This window comes from Desulfotomaculum defluvii (assembly GCF_054657375.1).
Window position 1 is genome coordinate 184,726 of the sequence record NZ_BAAHYV010000001.1, and the last position, 21,722, is coordinate 206,447.

18 protein-coding genes and 2 other annotated features are annotated in these 21,722 nt (G+C 44.7%); of the genes, 3 read left to right on the top strand and 15 right to left on the bottom strand.

Features of this window, described 5'->3' with window-relative positions:
- Positions 1 to 3 precede the first annotated feature (3 nt).
- The 12 genes from ilvB (ACYQ03_RS00845) to argC form a co-directional block, all read right to left on the bottom strand.
- Complete coding sequence (gene ilvB / locus ACYQ03_RS00845) at positions 4 to 1,674, bottom strand: biosynthetic-type acetolactate synthase large subunit (protein ID WP_459906946.1); 1,671 nt, start codon at positions 1,672 to 1,674, stop codon at positions 4 to 6.
- A gap of 193 nt (positions 1,675 to 1,867) precedes the next feature.
- Positions 1,868 to 2,860, bottom strand: coding sequence for a ketol-acid reductoisomerase (gene ilvC, locus ACYQ03_RS00850; RefSeq protein WP_459906948.1), 993 nt, complete (start codon positions 2,858 to 2,860; stop codon positions 1,868 to 1,870).
- 5 nt (positions 2,861 to 2,865) lie between these two features.
- A complete protein-coding gene (gene ilvN, locus ACYQ03_RS00855; protein ID WP_459906950.1) occupies positions 2,866 to 3,378 on the bottom strand; it encodes an acetolactate synthase small subunit in 513 nt (170 codons plus the stop codon).
- 15 nt (positions 3,379 to 3,393) lie between these two features.
- Positions 3,394 to 5,055: a biosynthetic-type acetolactate synthase large subunit gene (ilvB, locus tag ACYQ03_RS00860; RefSeq protein ID WP_459906952.1), complete on the bottom strand. Its 1,662-nt coding sequence runs from the start codon at positions 5,053 to 5,055 to the stop codon at positions 3,394 to 3,396.
- 27 nt (positions 5,056 to 5,082) lie between these two features.
- The gene (ilvD, locus tag ACYQ03_RS00865; protein WP_459906954.1) at positions 5,083 to 6,747 is read right to left on the bottom strand and encodes a dihydroxy-acid dehydratase; all 1,665 of its coding nucleotides are present in this window, start codon (positions 6,745 to 6,747) and stop codon (positions 5,083 to 5,085) included.
- A 59-nt stretch (positions 6,748 to 6,806) separates the two neighbouring features.
- Positions 6,807 to 7,054: a binding site (T-box leader), on the bottom strand.
- 120 nt (positions 7,055 to 7,174) lie between these two features.
- Positions 7,175 to 7,427, bottom strand: a binding site (T-box leader).
- Positions 7,428 to 7,605: 178 nt separating this feature from the next.
- The gene (gene argH, locus ACYQ03_RS00870) at positions 7,606 to 8,982 is read right to left on the bottom strand and encodes an argininosuccinate lyase (RefSeq protein ID WP_459906956.1); all 1,377 of its coding nucleotides are present in this window, start codon (positions 8,980 to 8,982) and stop codon (positions 7,606 to 7,608) included.
- Between the two features lie 226 nt (positions 8,983 to 9,208).
- Entirely contained in the window at positions 9,209 to 10,414 is a 1,206-nt protein-coding gene (locus tag ACYQ03_RS00875; RefSeq protein ID WP_459906958.1) for an argininosuccinate synthase, read from the bottom strand.
- A gap of 161 nt (positions 10,415 to 10,575) precedes the next feature.
- The gene (gene argF, locus ACYQ03_RS00880; protein ID WP_459906960.1) at positions 10,576 to 11,523 is read right to left on the bottom strand and encodes an ornithine carbamoyltransferase; all 948 of its coding nucleotides are present in this window, start codon (positions 11,521 to 11,523) and stop codon (positions 10,576 to 10,578) included.
- Between the two features lie 200 nt (positions 11,524 to 11,723).
- Positions 11,724 to 12,917: an acetylornithine transaminase gene (locus tag ACYQ03_RS00885; RefSeq protein WP_459906962.1), complete on the bottom strand. Its 1,194-nt coding sequence runs from the start codon at positions 12,915 to 12,917 to the stop codon at positions 11,724 to 11,726.
- A 15-nt stretch (positions 12,918 to 12,932) separates the two neighbouring features.
- Positions 12,933 to 13,796, bottom strand: coding sequence for an acetylglutamate kinase (gene argB / locus ACYQ03_RS00890; RefSeq protein WP_459906964.1), 864 nt, complete (start codon positions 13,794 to 13,796; stop codon positions 12,933 to 12,935).
- Positions 13,797 to 13,849: 53 nt separating this feature from the next.
- Complete coding sequence (argJ, locus tag ACYQ03_RS00895; RefSeq protein ID WP_459906966.1) at positions 13,850 to 15,070, bottom strand: bifunctional glutamate N-acetyltransferase/amino-acid acetyltransferase ArgJ; 1,221 nt, start codon at positions 15,068 to 15,070, stop codon at positions 13,850 to 13,852.
- A gap of 12 nt (positions 15,071 to 15,082) precedes the next feature.
- Positions 15,083 to 16,123, bottom strand: coding sequence for an N-acetyl-gamma-glutamyl-phosphate reductase (gene argC, locus ACYQ03_RS00900; RefSeq protein WP_459906967.1), 1,041 nt, complete (start codon positions 16,121 to 16,123; stop codon positions 15,083 to 15,085).
- A gap of 228 nt (positions 16,124 to 16,351) precedes the next feature.
- Between argC and ACYQ03_RS00905 the strand changes: the two genes are divergently transcribed.
- Positions 16,352 to 16,810 carry a hypothetical protein gene (locus ACYQ03_RS00905; protein ID WP_459906969.1) on the top strand — a complete coding sequence of 153 codons (459 nt, stop codon included), beginning with the start codon at positions 16,352 to 16,354 and terminating at the stop codon, positions 16,808 to 16,810.
- A 77-nt stretch (positions 16,811 to 16,887) separates the two neighbouring features.
- Here ACYQ03_RS00905 and amrS read toward each other — a convergent pair whose 3' ends face one another.
- Complete coding sequence (gene amrS, locus ACYQ03_RS00910; protein ID WP_459906971.1) at positions 16,888 to 17,748, bottom strand: AmmeMemoRadiSam system radical SAM enzyme; 861 nt, start codon at positions 17,746 to 17,748, stop codon at positions 16,888 to 16,890.
- A 29-nt stretch (positions 17,749 to 17,777) separates the two neighbouring features.
- On the bottom strand, positions 17,778 to 19,181 hold the full coding sequence (gene amrA / locus ACYQ03_RS00915; protein WP_459906973.1) for an AmmeMemoRadiSam system protein A: 1,404 nt from the start codon (positions 19,179 to 19,181) through the stop codon (positions 17,778 to 17,780).
- A 218-nt stretch (positions 19,182 to 19,399) separates the two neighbouring features.
- Between amrA and fliK the strand changes: the two genes are divergently transcribed.
- Positions 19,400 to 19,987, top strand: coding sequence for a flagellar hook-length control protein FliK (gene fliK / locus ACYQ03_RS00920; protein ID WP_459906974.1), 588 nt, complete (start codon positions 19,400 to 19,402; stop codon positions 19,985 to 19,987).
- A 2-nt stretch (positions 19,988 to 19,989) separates the two neighbouring features.
- Positions 19,990 to 20,253 carry an EscU/YscU/HrcU family type III secretion system export apparatus switch protein gene (locus ACYQ03_RS00925; protein ID WP_459906976.1) on the top strand — a complete coding sequence of 88 codons (264 nt, stop codon included), beginning with the start codon at positions 19,990 to 19,992 and terminating at the stop codon, positions 20,251 to 20,253.
- 107 nt (positions 20,254 to 20,360) lie between these two features.
- Here ACYQ03_RS00925 and ACYQ03_RS00930 read toward each other — a convergent pair whose 3' ends face one another.
- A complete protein-coding gene (locus ACYQ03_RS00930; RefSeq protein ID WP_459906977.1) occupies positions 20,361 to 21,527 on the bottom strand; it encodes an aminotransferase class V-fold PLP-dependent enzyme in 1,167 nt (388 codons plus the stop codon).
- Between the last annotated feature and the right edge of the window lie 195 nt (positions 21,528 to 21,722).

Here is a 21,722-nt window from a genome sequence, read left to right on the forward strand (position 1 = left end):
TTATTATTCTATATCTACCGCATCACATATAGCTTTGCCAGCCATTACCATTGGCAGAACATTTTCATCGGGGTCAATGGAACAGTCCACCAAAACCGGCCCCTTTTCTCCAAAGGCTTCAGTTAGTGCACTTTGTAGTTCTGCTTCTGTTCGAACGGTTAATCCCTTAAAACCATAAATTTTAGCCAGTGAAGCAAAATCTGGTACAAAGGAGAAATCCACTGCTGTATAACGCTTATTACAATAAAACTCCTGTAATTGACGAACCATGCCCAGACGCTGGTTATTCAAAACGAATATTTTAAGGGGTAAGCCCTGTTCTGCGGCTGTGCTCAGTTCATTTAAAGTCATTTGGAAACTGCCGTCACCAGTTACTAGAACCACTGTTTCATCTGGTCGGCCAATTTGTGCCCCAATGGCACTGGGTAAACCAAAGCCCATACAGCCCAACCCACCAGAAGTAACTAAATCTCTGGGACCAGTAAAGGGATAGTGTTGGGCTACCCACATTTGGTGCTGGCCCACGTCAGTGGCGATAATGGCTTTACCAGCGGTATGCCGGTGAATTTCTTCTATAATATGTTGGGGCTTAAGATGATCGCCCTGAGCCATATATCTAGGTCCAAACTCTTCCTTCCAGGCAGCAACTTGTGTATTCCAAGCAACGTTTTGTTTTTTATCTATCCGAACTAGTAAAGCCTCCAGCACCTTCTTAGTATCCCCTACAATGGGAAGGTGTGATAGGACGTTCTTGCTAATTTCCGCTGGGTCAACATCTACATGGATAACCTTTGCGTTAGGAGCAAAGCCGCCAATTCTGCCAGTAACCCGGTCATCAAAGCGTGCTCCCAAGGTAATTAGCAAATCGCATTCAGTAACTGCCAAGTTGGCTGCTTTGATACCATGTAATCCCAGCATACCTAAGAACAAGCGATGATCACCGGGAAAAGCCCCCAGTGCCATGAGGGTAGAAACCACCGGCGCATCAATGGTTTCTGCTAACCACAACAGTTCTTCCGAAGCATTGGCATTAACAACACCGCCACCCGCGTAAATGACGGGTCGCTCAGCTTGCATGATCATTTTAGCTGCTTGATTAATCTGGGCCACATGCCCTTTAACAGTTGGTTTATATCCCATCAGTTCTACATCTGCTGGATAGTTAAAATTAATAAGAGCCGAAGCAACATCCTTTGGTAGGTCAATCAACACTGGTCCCGGTCTGCCAGTACGAGCGATATGAAAGGCCTGTTTCATAATCTTAGGCAACATTTTGGGATCTTTGACTAGGTAATTGTGTTTAGTAACAGGAATGGTAATCCCGGTAATATCTACTTCTTGGAAGGCATCTGTTCCTACCTGGAAGGTGGGAACCTGCCCCGTAATAGCAACCATGGGAATGGAATCCATATAAGCATTAGCTAATCCAGTGACAAGGTTTGTAGCACCGGGTCCTGAGGTTGCCATACATACCCCCACTTTACCGGTAGTCCGGGCATAACCACTGGCCCCATGGGCCGCCCCCTGTTCGTGCCGGGTTAATATATGCTTGATCTTGCTGTTAATTAAGGCATCGTAAACAGGGAGGATGGCACCACCAGGATAACCAAAAACGATTTCTACGCCCTCCATTTCCAGGCAGCGAACCAAAGCTTCGGCACAAGTAATTTCCAAAGCAATCCCTCCCGTTCTAGTCGTCAGCCATCAGCCATCAGCCGTCAGCTTAACGCTTTTTAATATACTTTCTATTTTATAAATCCTATTACATTTTATTCCCTTAGGCAGTCCCACCATCAACTACCAACCTAAGCAGAGGGCTGATGGCTGATAGCTGATGGCTAGATCCTAAAGAAAATCTAAATAGCTACTACTTCTTCAGCCAAGACATCATGCCACGGAGTCTTGCACCAACTTCTTCAATCTGATGTTCCTGTTCCATTTTACGAATAGCACGGAACTGTGGTGTTTTTACTTGGTTCTCTAACATCCAGTTGCGAGCAAAGGTACCATCCTGGATCTCCATCAGCACCTGTCTCATTTCTTCACGGGTTTCTTCTGTGATGATACGAGGTCCAATCATGTAATCCCCATATTCGGCGGTATTACTGATGGAATATCTCATTCTGGAGAGACCACCCTCGTAGATTAAGTCAACGATTAGTTTCATTTCATGTAGGCACTCAAAGTACGCCATTTCCGGTGCATAACCAGCTTCTACCAGAGTATCAAAGCCAGCTTTAATTAATTCGGTAACGCCTCCACAGAGTACAGCCTGTTCACCAAAGAGGTCAGTTTCGGTTTCTTCTTTAAAGGAAGTTTCGAATACACCGGCTTTTGTGCAGCCAATGCCCTTGGCATAGGCCAGAGCAATATCTTTAGCTTTACCAGTGTAATCCTGATGCACAGCAACCAGCCCAGGAACTCCATTGCCCTCTTGATACATACGTCTTACCATATGGCCAGGGCTTTTGGGGGCCACCATGAACACGTCTACATTCTTAGGTGGTACAATTTGTCCAAAGTGAATGTTAAAACCATGTGAGAACATTAATGCTTTACCTTCACTGAGGTAGGGTGCAATTTCCTCTTCATAAACCCGACCTTGAATTTCATCGGGCAGCAGAACTTGAATGACATCAGCTTGGGCGCAAGCATCGGGAACTGTGGCTACTTGCAATCCATCAGCCTCCACTTTATTCCAGCTAGCGCTGTCTTTACGTAGACCAACCACCACATCTAAACCACTATCTTGAAGGCTCTGGGCCTGGGCATGACCCTGGCTACCGTAACCTAAAACAGCAATCTTTTTACCTTTTAAAAACTCCAAGTTTGCATCTCCATCGTAGTAAACCTTAACCATGATTTTTAGTCCTCCTCTTTTGTCCTTGTGATGTTAGTATATTTAGCACCCCGGAGCATAGCTACTTTACCGGTACGTACTAATTCTTTAATGCCGAAGGGGCGTAGAGCCTCTTCAAAAGCAGTGATTTTTTCTTGATTGCCAGTACATTCCAAAGTAAGATTTTTGTGGCCGTAGTCAACGATATTGGCTCGGAAGATCTGGGCTATTTGCATAATTTCATTCCGATTACCGTTGTCAGCACTCACCTTAATCAGAACCATTTCCCGGTCCACATGAGGATTAGAAGTAATATCGTTTATCTTGATGACATCCACTAACTTGTGTAGTTGCTTATTTACCTGCTCCAGTACCCGTTCATCCCCCTCAACCACAATGGTCATGCGGGAGATGGCTGGATCATCGGTGCGGCCCACTGCCAAACTATCAATGTTATAGCCACGTCGACTAAATAGGCCCGCTACCCTGGCCAATACGCCAGGACTATTTTCCACTAATACCGCCAGTGTATGATACATTTAGCCACCCCTTTTCTAATCTAACATTTCATTTAGCGCATTGCCCGGTGGGACAAAGGGCAATACGTTTTCCTCAGGTTCAATCACAAAATCCATTAGTACAGGTTTACGGGATTGGATTGCTGCCTGGAGTACTTCAGCAACTTCGGATTTACGGGTTACTTGATATCCTTCTGCATCATAGGCTTCGGCCAATTTAACAAAGTTGGGACTTTTCATTTCCACGTAGGAATAACGTCGATTATAAAGGAGCTCTTGCCACTGACGAACCATACCAAGGTAGCCATTATTCATCACTGCAACGTTTACTGGTAGATCATAATCCACTGCGGTGGCTAATTCTTGAATATTCATCTGGATGCTGCCATCGCCGGCAATATCAAATACTGTTTCCTCAGGACAGGCCACCTGAGCACCGATGGCGGCGGGAAAGCCATAACCCATCGTACCTAATCCCCCAGAGGAGATAAATGAACGTGCTTTGGTGTAGGTGTAGTAATGGGCTGCCCACATTTGATGCTGGCCCACCTCGGTGGCAATTATGGCGTCCCCCTTGGTTTGACGATAGATTTCCCTGATCACGTGTTGGGGTTTCAGGTTTTCACCGCTTTCATCAAATTTTAGAGGGTATTCCTTTTTCCACTTATCAATTTTTTCCTGCCATGCTCCGGCTATTTTAGCTTGAACCCGTTCCAGCAGTTGGTTAAGTACTAGCTTTACATTTCCCACAATGGGAACATCTACTCGTACATTTTTACCAAGCTCTGCCGGGTCAATATCAATGTGTATAATCTTGGCGTCGGGTGCAAATGATTCTACCTTACCTGTAACTCGATCATCAAAACGTACCCCTACAGCAATTAACAAATCACATTCGCAGATAGCGAAATTGGCATATTTTGAGCCATGCATGCCCAGCATACCCAAAGCCAACGGATGATCTTCAGGGAACCCACCTAACCCCATCAAGGTGGTTGCCACGGGAGCCATCAAGGATTCAGACAGCTTCTTCAGTTCTTCCTGGGCACCGGCGCTGATAATCCCCCCGCCGGCATAAATAACCGGACGCTCACTTTCTGCAATGGCTTTAAAGGCCTTGTTAACAGCCTCCTCACTGGCCTTGCCTGGAGGTCTATAGCCAGCCAGTTCCACGGGACCATTACGATGATAATCCATTTCTCCAGCTGAAACATCCTTGGGCATATCAATCAGTACTGGTCCAGGTCTACCTGTGGAAGCAATGTGAAAGGCCTCTTTGACTACCTTTCCCAATTCATTAATATCTTTCACAATGTAGTTATGCTTCGTTATGGGGAGGGTAATACCAGTGATATCTGCCTCCTGAAAAGAATCCCGTCCCAGCATGGAGGTAGGTACCTGACCGGTAATGGCCACCAAGGGAATCGAATCCATGTATGCGTTGGCAATCCCTGTTACTAGGTTTGTGGCCCCAGGACCCGAGGTTGCCAAACAAACTCCGACCTTACCAGATGCCCTGGCATATCCATCGGCCGCATGGGCAGCCCCTTGTTCATGACGGCATAGTATATGGCGAATATCTGAATCATAAAGTGCATCGTAAATAGGTAACGCTTGACCTCCAGGATAACCAAAAATGGTATCCACGCCTGCTTCTTTTAAACTATCAAGTAATATTTGTGCACCGGACATTCTCATATTCAAAAACCTCCAGTTCGTCCTCGTTTATACTCTATTCAACACCGCCCCTTTTCCGGCGGAGGAAACCTTCTCGGCATATCGGGCTAGATAGCCCTGGTTTACTTTTGGCTGAGGTACCTGCCACTCTGACATCCTACGCTTGATTTCTTCCTGATCTAGTTGTACTTCCAGTCGATAATTGGGGATGTCAATTTCCACAATATCCCCGTCTTGTATGACGGCGATAAGACCCCCTTCCGCTGCTTCCGGGGAGATATGCCCGATGGAAGCACCCCGTGAAGCTCCAGAAAAACGACCATCTGTTAAAAGAGCCACTTCTTTATCTAATCCCATACCAGCCAGTACTGATGTGGGTCCTAGCATTTCTCTCATACCAGGCCCTCCCTTGGGCCCTTCATAACGAATAACCACAACATCACCTGGCTTTATTTTGCCACCGGTAATGGCTGCATTGGCAGCTTCCTCTCCATCAAAGACTCTGGCGGGACCAGTATGCTTTAACATCTCTGGTGCCACAGCAGCCCTCTTTACCACAGCTCCATCCGGTGCCAAATTCCCCCTCAGGATGGCTAGGCCACCGATAGCACTATAGGGTTCCTTGACACTACGGATAACATTGCGATCCTTCACCTTGGCTTGTTCTAATAATTGTTCAACTGTCAAGCCGCTGACGGTCATAATGTTCAGATTAATCAGATCATTATGATTTAATTCTTTCATTACTGCCTGAATTCCTCCAGCAGCATAGAGATCTTGTATATGATGTTCTCCCGCCGGGCTAAGTTTACACAAGTGGGGAGTTTTTTCGCTGATTTCATTTATCAAGTCTAAGTCCAAAGTAATACCTGCTTCATTGGCAATGGCCGGTAAGTGTAAAACGGTATTGGTAGAACAACCTAAGGCCATATCCACAGCCAAACCATTTCGGAAGTTCTCCATGGTCAGTATATCTCTGGGTTTTAAATCTTCCTTGACCAGAGCCACTGCCCTCATACCCGCTGCCTTGGCCAGTCGTCTCCGGGCTGCAGAGATCGCCGGGAAAGTACCATTGCCAGGTAAGGCCATACCAAGGGCTTCCGTTAAACAATTCATACTGTTGGCAGTAAACATACCGGAGCAGGAGCCGCAGCCAGGACAAGCATTGTCTTCTAGTTCTGCCAATTCTTCCTGGGTCATACGGTTAGTTACAACGGCCCCAACAGCTTCAAACATTTGACTCAAGGAAACATCCTTATCTTGAAACCTGCCAGCCATCATGGGTCCGCCACTTACTACAATGGCTGGTATATTAAGTCTAGCCGCTGCCATTAACATACCGGGAACTACCTTATCGCAGTTGGGTATTAAGACCAGACCGTCAAAGGGATGGGCTTGGGCCATAATCTCTATGGAGTCTGCAATAATTTCACGGCTAGCGAGGGAATATCTCATGCCCGGATGCCCCATAGCAATGCCATCACAAACAGCAATCACTGGAAATTCTATAGGTGTACCACCAGCCATTCGAATACCAGCTTTGGCAGCCTCTGCAATATCCCGCAAATGCATATGGCCCGGAACAATCTCGTTAAAGGAATTGACCACCCCGATCATGGGACGGGATATCTCTTCATCTATCATGCCCAAGGCCCGAAACAAACTACGGTGCGGTGCCCTTTCCAAACCCTTTTTCATCGTATCACTGCGCATAACATTTACCTCCCGGTGAGTATTGAAAAAATAAAAACCCCTCGATCTCTGGCATCAACGCCAGGGACGAGAGGTTAAACCTTCCGCGGTACCACCCTGATTGCTCTTACGAGCCACTCATGCAACAATACAGATCAACTGTAACGTGCGACTTTACTAACGGGTTTATTATCCCGGCCCCAATTACTCGTAAACCTTTCACAGGGGCAGCTCCTGGGTGAGCACAGTATGTCATAGGCACCGGCTTCCACCAACTCCGGCTCTCTTTGGCCTTGTTTCAAACTGTTGTCCCGATCTCAGCTATTAAATATAAATTACTAAAAGTATAATTACTTAGCTGACAACTGTCAAGAAATAATTTCTGAAAATCGGGTTGATTTCATCAAGGTGTACGTAAACTAAAAAACCCCTCGTTCTCTGGCATTATGCCAGGGACGAGAGGTTAAGCCTTCCGCGGTACCACCCTGATTGCTCAATAGAGCCACTTTGCACATAGTCACAATATTCTGAGTTGTGCAGATTTGGTAACGGGTTCTTTAACCCGGCCCCACCTACTAACCAAAGGTTTTCGGGGAGGCAGCTCCAGGGTGATAAGTTAATCTGACATTGGCACCGGCTTTCACCTTTCCCGGCTCTCTGCAGCCCTGTTTCAAACTCCCAATCCCTATCAAAGCTGTTCACATTTGAAGTACATTTATAGTATATTTTTTAACCATGTTTCTGTCAAGAAGATTTTTAGCCAGTAGCTTTAGCTTTTAGCTGTTAGTATTAGGGCCGTGGGCTGATGGCTACAAAGATAACCATTGAATCCATACATGCCCAAATAATTGCTAATGGCTAACAACTAATGACTAATGGCTAAAGACTACCCAGTCTTTCTCTGGTTCTTGTTATGGCCTGCTTAACTGCCTCCGGTGCCGGGCCTCCTCGCACTTTACGGGCAGCAGCACAGTATTCTACCCCTATAGCAGCATAGATATCTTCTTCGAAAACCGGAGACAACTGTTTATATTCATCAAGCGTTAATTCTTCCAAAGACTTTTCTTGCTGCAGACAATAAAATACGGCTTTACCGACAATTTCATGGGCCTCCCGGAAGGGTACTCCTTTTTTGGCCAGATAGTCGGCAACATCGGTAGCATTAGTAAAACCTCCACGAGCGGCTTTGGCCATGTTCTCTTTACGTATCGACATGGTGGCAATCATGGGGCGGAAGACTAATAGGCAGCCTTTAACTGTATCTATAGCATTAAAAAGGGCCTCCTTGTCCTCCTGCATATCCTTGTTATAAGCCATGGGCAAACCTTTAAGCATGGTTAATAAACCCATCAAGTTGCCATAAACGCGACCAGTTTTACCTCGTATCAGTTCAGCTACATCTGGGTTTTTCTTTTGGGGCATAATACTGGATCCCGTACTGTAAGCATCATCCAAATCGATAAAGGCAAACTCACCGGTGGCCCAGAGAATAACCTCTTCGCAGAAACGACTGAGGTGCATCATAATTAAAGATGCATCGGCACAAAATTCCACCGCAAAATCTCTGTCACTGACAGCATCTAGAGTGTTATCACTTACCTGGGCAAAGCCCAATAACTCTGCCGTGTATTCCCGATCCAGGGGGAAGGTAGTACCTGCCAGAGCTCCAGAACCCAACGGCATCACATCGGTACGTTTATAACAATCCGTAAGCCTTTCTATATCCCGTATAAACATCTGGGCATATGCCATCAGATGATGGGCCAAGGTTATGGGTTGAGCCCGTTGCATGTGGGTATAACCAGGCATTACCGTATGGGTGTGTTGTTCTGCCAGACCTAATAATGTTTCCACCAGTTCTTTCAAAAGAGCCTGGATTTCCATAATTTCATCTTTCAGGTACATCCGTATATCCACAGCCACTTGGTCATTCCGGCTGCGTGCAGTGTGCAGTTTTTTACCCACCGCTCCAATTTTAGCCGTTAGGAGCTGCTCTACATTCATATGGATGTCTTCAGCAGCTACATCAAACTCCACTTTGCCTTGCTCAATTTCATCTAAAATCTGGTTCAAACCAAGGACAATTTGTTTTGCTTCTTCTACGGATATAACTCCCACCTTACCCAACATGGTGGCGTGGGCTATACTACCCCGGATATCCTGCTTGTATAGTCTTTGATCAAAAGAAATGGAGGAATGAAAATCCTCCACTAAACTATCGGTAGTTTTTTGGAAACGACCACCCCAAAGTTTCATGCTTTTTCGCTCCTCTTCTGTATTGGCCTTGAGCCATGGGTCATCTATATTTCTTAGCCATCAGCCTTCAGCCGTCAGCTTTCAGCTTTTTGCATGTATGCTTTGGGGTTAGGCTGTGACTTCCGGGATATATATTCTTTAAATTGTATCTTATCCATGTACTAAAAATTTTATGGCAAAAGGGACAGTCCATGGCCCATGGTCACCAGCTAAAAGCTGATGGCTATTACCTCAATCCTGCTTTTTTCTCCATCAGTGCCCTTACCTTTAGGGGTAGACCAAAGAGATTAATAAAGCCCTCGGCGTCAGCCTGGTTGTACACTTCATCTCGACCAAAGGTAGAAAGTTCTTCATCATATAGGGAATAGGGAGAAGTGCTTCCCGCTGGCATAATATTGCCTTTATATAGTTTTAACTTAACAGTACCACTGACTGTACGTTGGGTGCTGTTCACAAAGGCATCTAAAGCTTCCCGCAGGGGAGCAAACCAAACACCATCGTAAACTAATTCCGCATAGCGAAGAGCAAGCTGTTCTTTATAATGCAAGGTAGCCCTGTCCAGGGTCAATAATTCCATCTCCCGATGAGCATAAACCAAAATTGCTCCGCCTGGGGTTTCATAAACACCCCGGGATTTCATACCTACCAAGCGGTTTTCTACCATGTCGACAATACCAATACCATTGGCCCCACCGATAACGTTTAGTTTTTCTAATAGGCTGATGCTATCCAGGTGTTCACCATTGAGGGAAACTGGAGTGCCCTTTTCAAAGCCAATTTCCACATAGGTGGGCTGCTCCGGAGCATTTTCCGGGGGAACTGTGAGCATCAGCATATCATAGGAAGCCGCATTGGCTGGACTCTCCAATTCTCCACCCTCATGGCTGATGTGCCAGATGTTACGATCCCGGCTGTAAATGCTTTTCTTAGTAACAGGTACCGGAATGCCCCTTGCTTCTGCATAATCAATGGCATCCTCCCGAGAACGGATATCCCACTCCCGCCAGGGAGCAATTACTTTCAAATGTGGGGCCAAAGCTTTAACACCAAGTTCAAAACGAACCTGATCGTTACCCTTGCCAGTGGCACCGTGGGCAACTGCCACAGCTCCCTCCTTCTCAGCGATTTCCACAAGCTTTTTAGCAATCAGCGGACGTGCAAAGGAAGTACCTAGCAAGTATTTTCCCTCATAGATAGCCCCAGCCCTCAGGGTTGGCCAGATGTAATCTTCAACAAATTCCTTGCGCAGATCTTCAATATATATCTTGCTTGCCCCGCTCTTAATGGCCTTTTCTTCCAAAGGAGCCAGTTCCTCTCCTTGTCCAAGGTCTGCGGTAACAGCAATAACTTCATAACCATAGTTTTCTTTCAACCAGGCAATAATAACAGAGGTATCTAAACCTCCAGAATAGGCCAATACAACCTTTGGCATTGTCAAAAGGACCCCTTTCAAAAAAGCTTTTTGCATATTGTTTTCGACATATTATTTTATATTCCTACTGATACATAAACATTTATTACCATCGCTTTTTAGCTTTTAGCTTTTAGCTTATAGTTCGTTAGACTAAGGGCTAATGGCTAATAGCTAATGGCTTATTTCTGCATCAACAGGGCCATGACGGCTTTTTGAGCATGTAGGCGGTTTTCTGCCTCATCCCAAACCACTGAGTGGGGTCCATCTATAATATCTGTTGTAACTTCTTCTCCCCGGTGAGCCGGTAAACAATGTAGAAAGATAAAATCTTCTTTGGCATAGGAGCACAATTCAGTGTTTACTTGATAGCCAGCAAAGGCCTTTTCCCTCTCCCTTTGCTCGGCTTCCTGGCCCATGCTGGCCCAGACATCGGTGATCACCACATCGGCCCCCTGCATGGCTGCTATCGGATCAGTACCTATTTCAATTTTTGCACCAGTGGACTGGGCATCCTGTATTGCCAATTGTACAACTTTAGCATTAGGTTGGTAACCCTCTGGCGAAGCTATGGCGATATCCATACCTACCTTAGCACAACCATACAACAATGAGTGGGCGATGTTATTGCCATCCCCAACATAGGCCAATTTTAACCCCTTTAGAGTACCTTTGTGCTCTTCAATAGTCAAAAGGTCAGCTAAAATTTGGCAGGGGTGCGTTGAATCAGTCAACCCATTGATTACCGGTATCTCGGCATATTTGGCCAATTCCTCCACTTCGCTCTGGGCGTAGGTACGGATCATAATACCGTCAACCATACGTGACAATACCCGGGCTGTATCTGCCACAGACTCCCCACGGCCCATTTGAATATCCTTGGGACTCAGGAATAGCGGATAACCACCCAGTTGGTACATCCCTACCTCAAAGCTAACCCTGGTACGGGTAGAGCTTTTCTGAAAAATCATAGCCAAGGTTTTACCCTGTAGGTAAGGATGAGGGATGCCGGCCTTTTGCATGGCCTTTATTTTCTTGGCTTCCTGTAAAATCAAGCTAACTTCATCAGCAGTATAGTCATGCAGGGTAAGAAGATCCCTGCCCTTTAATAAACTACTTATCTTTTCCATACTTATAACCTCACATTTTAGCATTTAGTCGTTGGCTGCCCAACGGTGACAGGCACTTGCTCGCTTGTAACGTTAGCTAAGTTTGCAGGTTTTTGCTGCGGCAAGAGCCAGGCGACTAGGTTCATTATGGTTTTTAGCTTTTAGCCGTTAGCCTTTGTTTTTTGTCTTTGATCTAGTGGCTAATAGCTAATAACTAACAGCTAAAGGCTAGTTCCCATAGCTCCTATTAGTATATCAAGGGCCTGATCAACCTCATCCCTATTGATGATCAAAGGAGGCAGGAAGCGCAGTACATTGACGTTGGTGCAATTGATTAACAGTCCCTGCTCCAGGCACCGGGCAACAATATCTTTGCCTTCTATGGTTAGTTCCACGCCAAGTATTAGTCCCAATCCCCGAACTTCTTTTACATAGGAAAATTTGTTCTTTAAACTACTCAATTTATCTTTAAAATAATCTCCAATTGCTTGGGCGTTTTCCAGCACTCCTTCTTGAAGCAAAGTTTCCATTGCTGCCAAAGCTGCACTGGAAGCTAAGGGGTTACCCCCAAAGGTGCTAGCATGGTCGCCTGGCTGAAAAACCTTGGCCACATGGTCTTTGGCCAACATGGCCCCAATGGGAAAGCCTCCCCCCAGTGCCTTAGCTAGGGTCATAATGTCTGGTTCTACCCCGTAATGTTGATAGGCTAAGAATTTCCCTGTACGCCCTAAACCAGACTGGACTTCATCAAAGATCAAGAGTAATCCCTTTTCCTCACAGAGCCTTTTGACTCCCATAAGGTAAGAAGGGTCCGCTGGAATAACGCCACCTTCCCCCTGTACTGGTTCTAGCATCACAGCACAAGTGTGAGGCCCTAGGGCCTGCTCTAAAGCATTTAGATCATTAAAGGGAACATAAGTAAATCCTTGTGGTAGAGGCTCAAACCCCTTTTGATATTTGGTCTGACCTGTGGCAGTAATGGTTGCCAGAGTACGACCGTGAAAGGAATTGGTAGCAGTAATAATCTCATACTTCTCTGGGCCATAGTGCTGCTTGGCATATTTCCTTGCTAGTTTAATTGCTCCCTCGTTGGCCTCGGCACCACTATTACAGAAAAAAGCTTTATCCGCACAAGAATTTTCCACCAAGAGTTTGGCTAATTTTACTTGAGACTCAATCCAGTAAAGGTTTGAGCAATGCAATAAGGTCTGGGCCTGCTTGTTAATGGCTTCTACTACCCTCGGGTGGGTATGTCCTAAGGAATTAACCGCAATGCCACTAACAAAGTCTAAATATTGACGACCCTCTGCATCCCAAACCCATGCCCCCTTACCCTTTACCAGGGCCATGGGCAAACGTCCGTAGGTATTCATCACATATTGCTGACCCATTGCCATTATTTCTTGATTATTCATCTTAACACCTCTTTTTTAATCAGCAACCACCATGGTCCCGACCCCTTTATCAGTAAATATCTCTAGCAGGATGGAATGGGGTACCCGGCCATCCAGAATGTGTGTGGTGGACACTCCGCTTTCAATGGCATTCATGCAACATTCTACTTTGGGTATCATGCCGCCTTGGATAATACCCCTCTCAATTAAGGTCTTTACGTCTCCCAGTTTAACAGTGGAGATTAAAGATTCCTTATTCTCACGATCCTCTAAAATCCCCTCAACATCCGTAAGGATGATCAATTTATCCGCCTTTAGTGTTGTGGCAATGGCACTGGCTGCAGTATCGGCATTTATATTATAGGTCTCCCCATCACTACCTACACCTACGGGGGATACAACCGGAATATAACCCTCTTGAATAACAGTTTCCAACAGTTGAGGATTGATTCCCGTCACTTCACCCACAAAACCAATGTCCTGTTGATCGCTACTATATTTTTTACTTGCCAGCATCAAGTTAGCATCCTTGCCAGACAAACCAATACCACGGCCGCCAGTGCGATTAATAAGGGCAACAATTTCTTTGTTTAGCTTACCCAGCACCATTTCCACAACTTCCATGGTGGGTGCATCCGTGACCCTGAGTCCACTGATAAAATGAGATTCTATACCCAATCTTTTTAACATACCGGTAATTTCTGGCCCACCACCATGCACTACCACCGGGTTAATACCAACAAACTTCATAAGAACCAGATCTGTAATCACAGCCTGTTTCAATTCTGCATTTATCATGGCATGACCGCCGTACTTAATGACCACAGTCTTACCATAAAACTTTTTTATATAGGGTAAAGCCTCCACCAGAATACTAGCCTTCTCCAGTGCACTTAACATTATAAACTCTCCTTCTCCAAACTTCCGTGACCTAACGGTTTAGCCATCGCAAATTAGGTGCGATAACTCCCATTTATCCTGACGTAGTCATAGGTTAAGTCACAGCCCCAGGCTGTGGCTGAATAATTGCCGGATTTCAGATTTACTGAGACCGTAACAGGATCCTGCCCAAGCATTTGGGCAGCTAATTCCTCATCAAAGGGTACCGCTCCCCCATCCTTCGATACCAGAACTTCCCCCAGAAAAATATCTGTTTGGGTTGGTTCAAAATTTGCACCGGAATATCCTAAGGCACAGAGTATGCGACCCCAATTGGCATCTTTTCCAAAGACCGCTGCTTTAAATAGGTTGGAACCAGCCACAGAACGGGCCGCAAGTCTAGCGTCATGCAAAGTGGGGGCACCAGTGACCTTTATCTCAATTAAACGGGTAGCACCTTCACCATCCCGGGCTATTTTTTTAGCCAAAGTCGTACAAACATTTAATAGTCCTTGATAAAAAAGCTCAAAATCCTTTGAATCCATCTGAATTTCCGAATTACCCGCCTGGCCATTAGCCAGTGTTAGAACCATATCATTGGTGCTGGTATCACCATCTACTGTAATCATATTAAAGGAATGATCCACAGCTCTTTTCAGGGCAATTTGCAGTACTTCACTGCCAATGACAGCATCGGTGGTGATAAAACATAACATTGTTGCCATATTGGGGTGAATCATACCAGATCCCTTGGCCATACCGCCTATGGTGATAACCTTTTCTCCCATGGGTATCTGAATGGCATGCTCCTTGGGGATTAGATCAGTTGTCATAATCGCTTGGCAGGCCAACCCATGGCCTTCTTTACTGAGTGCAGAAACCATCTGTGGTACTGCCTTGACAACTTTATCTACTGGCAGGGGTACGCCAATAACACCTGTGGATGCTACCAGCACATAATCTTCAGGTATATCTAGGCCTACAGCAATGGACCGGGACATTTCTAGGGCATCAGGCATACCCCGCTCGCCAGTGCAAGCATTGGCATTGCCTGCATTGATAATTACAGCCTGCCCTGTGCCACCAGCTACCCTTTGTCGGGTTAACTCTAGGGGAGCAGCCTTCACTCTGTTGGTGGTATAGACACCAGCTACACTTGCTGGCACCTCGGAATAAATCAAAGCCAGATCTAACTTTTCATCCTTTTTTAAACCAGCAATCACACCACTGGCTAAAAAGCCCTTAGCAGTTGTAACTCCACCGTCTATCTCTTTTAAGTTAACAGCTTCTGTCATTCTCTCTTCCTCCTATGGATACATCCCTGCAAAATCCAAGGCTGTTTCTTCTGGTAGATTATACATTACATTAAGATTCTGTACGGCCTGACCGGCAGCACCCTTTATCAAGTTATCAATGGCGGATAAAACAATCACCCGCTTTGTCCGGGGATCCACTGTCACGGAAATATCGCAGTGATTGGTTCCTGCCACTGACTTAGTTGCCGGGTACATACCTACCGGTAGCACCCGAACAAATCGTTCTCCCCGATAGAACTGACTATATACCTCTGTAAGTTCCTCTGTGGTTATGTGCTTGGTTAGTTTTGCATAAATTGTGCTAAGAATTCCACGAATCATTGGTGTAAGATGAGGCGTAAAACTAACTGTAACGTGATTCCCGGCTAATTGGGAAAGTTCTTGTTCAATTTCTGGTGTATGCCTGTGGGTAGCCACTCCATAGGCTTGAAAGTTATTAGTAGTCTCCGAATAATGTGTTTTTAGACTTAAACCTCGGCCTGCACCTGATACACCGGATTTTGCATCGATGATAACTGTTTCTGTATCAATCAGCTTATTGGTAAGCAGGGGCGCTAAACCCAAAATAATACTGGTTGGGTAACAACCCGGGTTGCCAATAATCGAGCTTTCCCTAATTTGGTTCCGATATAATTCCGGCAGCCCATAAACTGCAGAAGTTAATAACTGTTGTGCTGTATGCTCAGTTTTGTACCAAGACTGATATACCTCTACTTCTTTGATCCGAAAATCTGCTCCCAGGTCAATAAACTTTTTCCCCTTTGCTATTGCTTCCAGAGCCAAAGGCATGGCATGCCCATGGGGTAGTGCTGTGAAAATCACATCACAACGAGAAACTAGCTCCGAAATATTTAAATCCTCCAGGATATTATCAACAATACCATACAAATGGGGAAATACTTCCCACATTTGCTTTCCCGCATAGGTTTGGGAAGTAAGCATAGTCAACTTAACCTGTGGATGGCGTGAAAGTAATCTTACAAGCTCTGCACCTGCATAACCAGTAGCACCCACCACTCCGACCTTGATCATATTTGTTTCCTCCTATATTTAGGCAAGTATTTATAATATATATAATTTAGATTTTTATACAATCATATTTATAATTATACATTTGGTTGCATAAAATACAATACCCTTTATACATTATTTTTTAGGTCACTTGGGGTCCAGCTTGTCCTTAAAATTTACTGGCTAGAAAATGATTATTTACTGTAAAATAATCTTGTAAAAAAAGTAAAACAACAGGAGGGTCTTCAGTTGCAAACATTAACCTTCGGCCACGAGAAACTTGGCCCAATTGTTTTCCAAGGCGAAGCCGAAAACAGTCTGATTTATGACCGGAAAATTATCCAGGAAATTTTCACCAAGGGAATTGAGTACCTTGTATCGGAGGAGTTATTAACTACCACCGACCAATGGACAATGCAATGTCTCATCGACCAAATGGAGGTAGGGATTGATGAAAATCTTATGTCACAGTCTTTAATAAGCTACCAAGTTAACCAAGATAATGGTGAAATCCTTCGAATATCCTATTTTATTTTCCCGGATACCTCCCGCATCCCTGTGGTGGATATGATTAACACCTTCCTTGATGACCTATGCCAAATCATAGTTGCGGTGAAATATCCGAAGGAAAAACCACACGGTGCAAAATGGGCCGAGTATGCTGAGTTTCTACTACCCTCCTACTACAGCCCAGAAATCATAGACTAATCAGTCATGGACCATGGGCAAAGACCCTTGAGCATAAAACATGCACCAAGGCCCAAGGGTCATGGTCCAAGGCTATATTAAACATTCCCCAGATGCACATACTTCAATTTCTTTTTTGCTATATCATAGGCTTGTTGCATTGTCTTTAGAGGAGTTGGTGGTAAGTTAAATTTGTAGTTAGGAAAGTAGCGCGAAAAGTGTACCGGAATTCCCGGGTTTAAATTAGCCACCCAATCCACCAGTTCTTTAATCTCGTCAGGAGAATCATTTAATCCCGGTACCAGTAGAGTTGTTAATTCTATATGGCATTCTTTATGGGCAATTTCTACTGTTCTTTTAACAGGTTCCAGTTGGCCTACACAATTCTCACGGTAGTAGTCATCTGTAAAACCCTTAACATCAATGTTCATGGCATCGATATAAGGAAGCAGCTTTTTTAGGGGTTCTTCCCTTACATAGCCGTTGGTAACCATGACATTTTTCAAACCCGCTTCCCTGGCTAGGCGGGAGGTATCATAAACGTATTCATACCACATAAAGGGTTCTGAATAGGTATAGGCAAGCCCTGTGCAGGGTATTCCTTTCTCCCGTTGTTCTAAGGCGAGTTTCACAGCTTCGGGGGGTTCTAAGTGGATGGTATGTGGGTCTCCCTGGGCTATTTGCCAGTTTTGACAAAAACCACATCTTAAGTTACAACCTACAGTGCCCAGGGAGAGAATAAGAGTTCCGGGATAAAAATGATAAAGTGGTTTCTTTTCCATGGGATCCAGGGCATAGGATGACACTTTTCCATAGTTTAGGGTATATAACACCCCGTTTTGATTTTCCCTTACTCTGCAGAACCCTTTATGACCTTCCCGTATGCTGCACCCTTTGGGACATAATTCACAAAAAAGTAACCCATCTTCTTTTTGGTGATAAAACATTGCTTCTTGCATATGTTAAAGCACTCCCACTTTACTCTTTCTTAGCTATATCGAATAACCTCAAATCTTTCTAACTCTACCTCTTCTTCCGGTCCGATACCAGCCTTCTGTTTGGCAATGGCCACCTGTTGCTGAGGAGTATCCACCCCTTCCAAATCAGGTAGAAGTAAGCCACTTTTTGAGTTCTTTCGCACTATCACGCCATATTTCTTCACATCTAATTGATTCAAACCATTGATGGCCTCTGGGGGCATTAAAACATCTACCGATACATTTAATTCATCCAGTTCATCTAAACGAACGGGGTAAAACCGAGGGTCTTGGGTTCCTGCACTGACAGCATTGTAGGCTACTTCCTGGACAATGTTTTTCCTGGTGGGGCCCATGGTACCAATGCAACCCCTCAAGTTCCCATCCTTTTTAAGGGACACAAAGGCTCCTGCTGCTCCGGCAAATTCCTTCGGTATGTCATAACTGGCCGGGTCCTTCCATTGCTCCTTAATGTAGCTTTCCAGGCTTTGCCGGGCCACCTGTACTAAGTAGCTCTCCTGGTGCCGCATCGAAGCAAGTTTCTGCTTACGTTCTTGCTGCAGGATTGATAATATTCCCCTTGTAGAGTCAGGCCCAGTGGGTACCAAAGATGCCACCATATAACCAACCCCAAAGGGCCCTTCGTAGGATAAAACCCCGCTTTTACATGCTAAACCGTCTAAGGCCCCCAACATCATAGTAATTGGCCTTAGACCGCATTCCCCAGCCCGCTCACACAAATCTTCCTCCAGACTTAACAGACCATATACATCCATAGCTTTAATCAATGAGACTATAGCCTGGTCAAACTCTTTGCCTTTTTCATCGTAACCTGCCGGTGCTTCTGGGGTCAGACGGTGAGATAAATCACCACTGGCAATCACCGCTACCTTGGTCTGATTAACTTCAGCAGCTTTTTTTACAGCTACGCCAAAGCTATATAATTTTTCCGAAGAAAAAACCCCCATTGAACAGGGGACTAAGGGTAGGTGAACCTCTGCCTTTGCTAGGAAATAAAGAGGTACCATAAAACCATGGTCCAATGCTAAAGTTATACCTAGTTTATGGGAAAGTTTTTGATCCACTTCAACCACAGGCAAACCTAATTCTTCAGCCTGCCAGCCTATTTCACTACCCAATTCCTTATCATATTGAAAGTCTAACGATACCTGAGCTGCCCCAAAGGCTCCAAAGTCTCCCTTTGTTTGAGGCATGGCATTGACAGCAATGGCATCACCAAAAACGGTGGCGTGTGGTGATATCATCACCAGTGTCTCTGCTCCACTTTCTTTTATTAATCTTCCCAGTTCTAGCATCGCTGCACGGGTAGACCGGATGATATTAGATTCTTCCCCTCCCACTTCAGGTAAAGCAATGGGGGGATGAGGCATAATACCACAAAATACAACAGGCATAGGAATCCCTCCCTAGCATAGGATATATTTTAATAACGTTTATATGTTCAGTTATTTTTATCGCTATTTTTACGTAAAATGGATATTTTTATGTAAGCCCAGAAAATCACCCCGGGTAAAAGTTCGGGTGAAAATGTTAAAATCCTGCCTTTTCATTCTGACCGGAAGGAAGAAAAATTAACTGTGTCGAACCTACTGTATATAAAAGGGGGGGTTTTATGATAGATCGAATCATGTCCACCCTGTTTAAGGCTTCTGAGAACATGAGAATAACTCCTGGAAAACAGGTTGATAAAGCACAGCAAAAACCCTTTACTATGGACGAAAGCATCCTTGCTGAAGCTAAACAAACTGTTAAAGTTAATCGTTCTTCAGAATCTAAACCAACAGAACCCACTAACGTCTCAGACCGTCAGGATCAATTATCCTACGTACCTCTACCATTGCGTAGTTCTCACTATGAGAATGCCCGTTTTTATCTAAAGATTAAAGATCTAGCAACTAAGTCTGACGCCAATGGCCAATCTAAGTTGATTTTTCATGTTAATACAGATACTTTGGGCTCTTTATGGTTTTCCCTATCTACTCAACCGGGTTTATTATCAGTACAGTGCATTACAGAAAGCAATACTACGGCTGAAGTATTTCGGAACAATTCCTTAGAGTTACAAAAATCTCTAGTGGAAACAGGTTACCAAAATGTCATTGTGTCTTGTCGGATACAGACTGGTATTAGAGGCATTGCTGATATTGATCCAGATTTTTCTGCCACTGAAACCTTTTCTTTATTAAATGTGCAGGTGTAATCATGAAAAAAAAGAAAGAACGGGTGGCCGCCGCCCTACGTTATCAGCATGGTGAGGATCAGGCCCCTAGGGTAGTTGCCATAGGAAAGGGTGATATGGCCACAGCCATTGAGAGGCTTGCTAAAGATCACAATATTCCACTTTACCGGGATGAAACCTTAGCTCGTACCCTTACAGAACTGGGCATAGGGACTGAAATACCTCCAGAGCTGTATGAAGCGGTAGCAAAGATTTTAGCCCACGTAATGACCTTGGATAAAAAATAAAACCGACCCCATCGAAGTGCACACCCAAATGCTAGATTTGTCTAACATTTGAGTGGAGTGCATTTCAGTGAGGTCGGTTTGGTTATTTAAAGATATTGTTATTTTAATCACCTAGCAGGTAAAGTCTGAGCAGGAATTTGCGATGCTATTTTCCTAAGGGCATTTATTGCATAATCAACTTCATCAGGTTTATTAAAATATGAAAAACTAAAACGAACGAGCTTCTCATCAAAGGACCCCAAGGTATGGTGGGCATCGGGGGCACAGTGCAGACCAGCACGGCAGGCGATATCGTACTCTTTATCCAGTCTATCTCCCACCTGTCCTGCCTTATAACCATCTATTCTAAAGGATACTACTGGGACCCTGTTATCCACATTAGGATGCCCGTATATGTGGAGTCCCCCGATCTCTTTAGCCATTTCGAGAAATTTTTTTGTTAAGGACATTTCGTGTTCTCGTATCTTGGCCAGACCAACTTTACGTATATATTTTACACCCGCCCCTAAGCCTGCAATACCCACTGCATTTAAGGTACCACTTTCGTATTTCTCAGGCATCATCTCTGGTTGGGTTGGTGTTTCTGAACCACTTCCGGTACCGCCTTCCCTCAGTGTAAGTAACGGTACCCCCTCCCGAATATAAATCCCTCCGGTACCCTGAGGACCCATTAGGCTTTTATGTCCTGGAAAAGTAAGCATGCTAATATTAAACCTCTTAACATCAATATCTAATAGGCCTGCTGTTTGAGCTGCATCCAGGATAAAATACAAATTGTACTTGGCAGCAATTTTTCCTACTTCTTCTACCGGCATAATGGTTCCAGTTACATTGGAGGCATGGGTCATTACAATGGCACGGGTATTGGGTCTAATGGCCCGCTCAATTTCCTCAACATCGATATTTCCTTGCTGATCACAATTTATTTTTGTAACCTCAACTCCGTAGGCCCGCAATGTATAAAGGGGCCTAGTTACTGAATTATGTTCCATAGAACTGGTAACAACATGCTCTCCGGGTTTTAGTAAACCCTTGATGGCTAGGTTTAAACTATCAGTGGCATTTAAGGTAAAGATTATTCTTTCCCGTTTATCTACGTTAAAAAGCTCTGCTAAATGCTGCCGGGTCTCATCTACGATTTTATTTGCCATAACGGTCCGTTTATGTCCTGCACGACCAGGACTGGCTCCTATTTCCTGAATGAAGTGTTGCATTGCCTGCCACACTTCCGGAGGCTTAGGCCAGGACGTTGCAGCTGAATCAAAGTACACCATAATATTGCCCCCCTCAAGCAAAAGATCAAAGGCTCAGAGCAGCATAACTGCACTATCTTGCTAAAAACCAATGCCTATTTACTGTTCCATGATATGTATTTTTTTATTCTCCAGTGACTAAATTAACTGTTCCTTTTCGCTCAAAACAAAAAAGAGACGTAACGAGTTTTTGTTTCGCTAGGTCTCTTTTGGGGC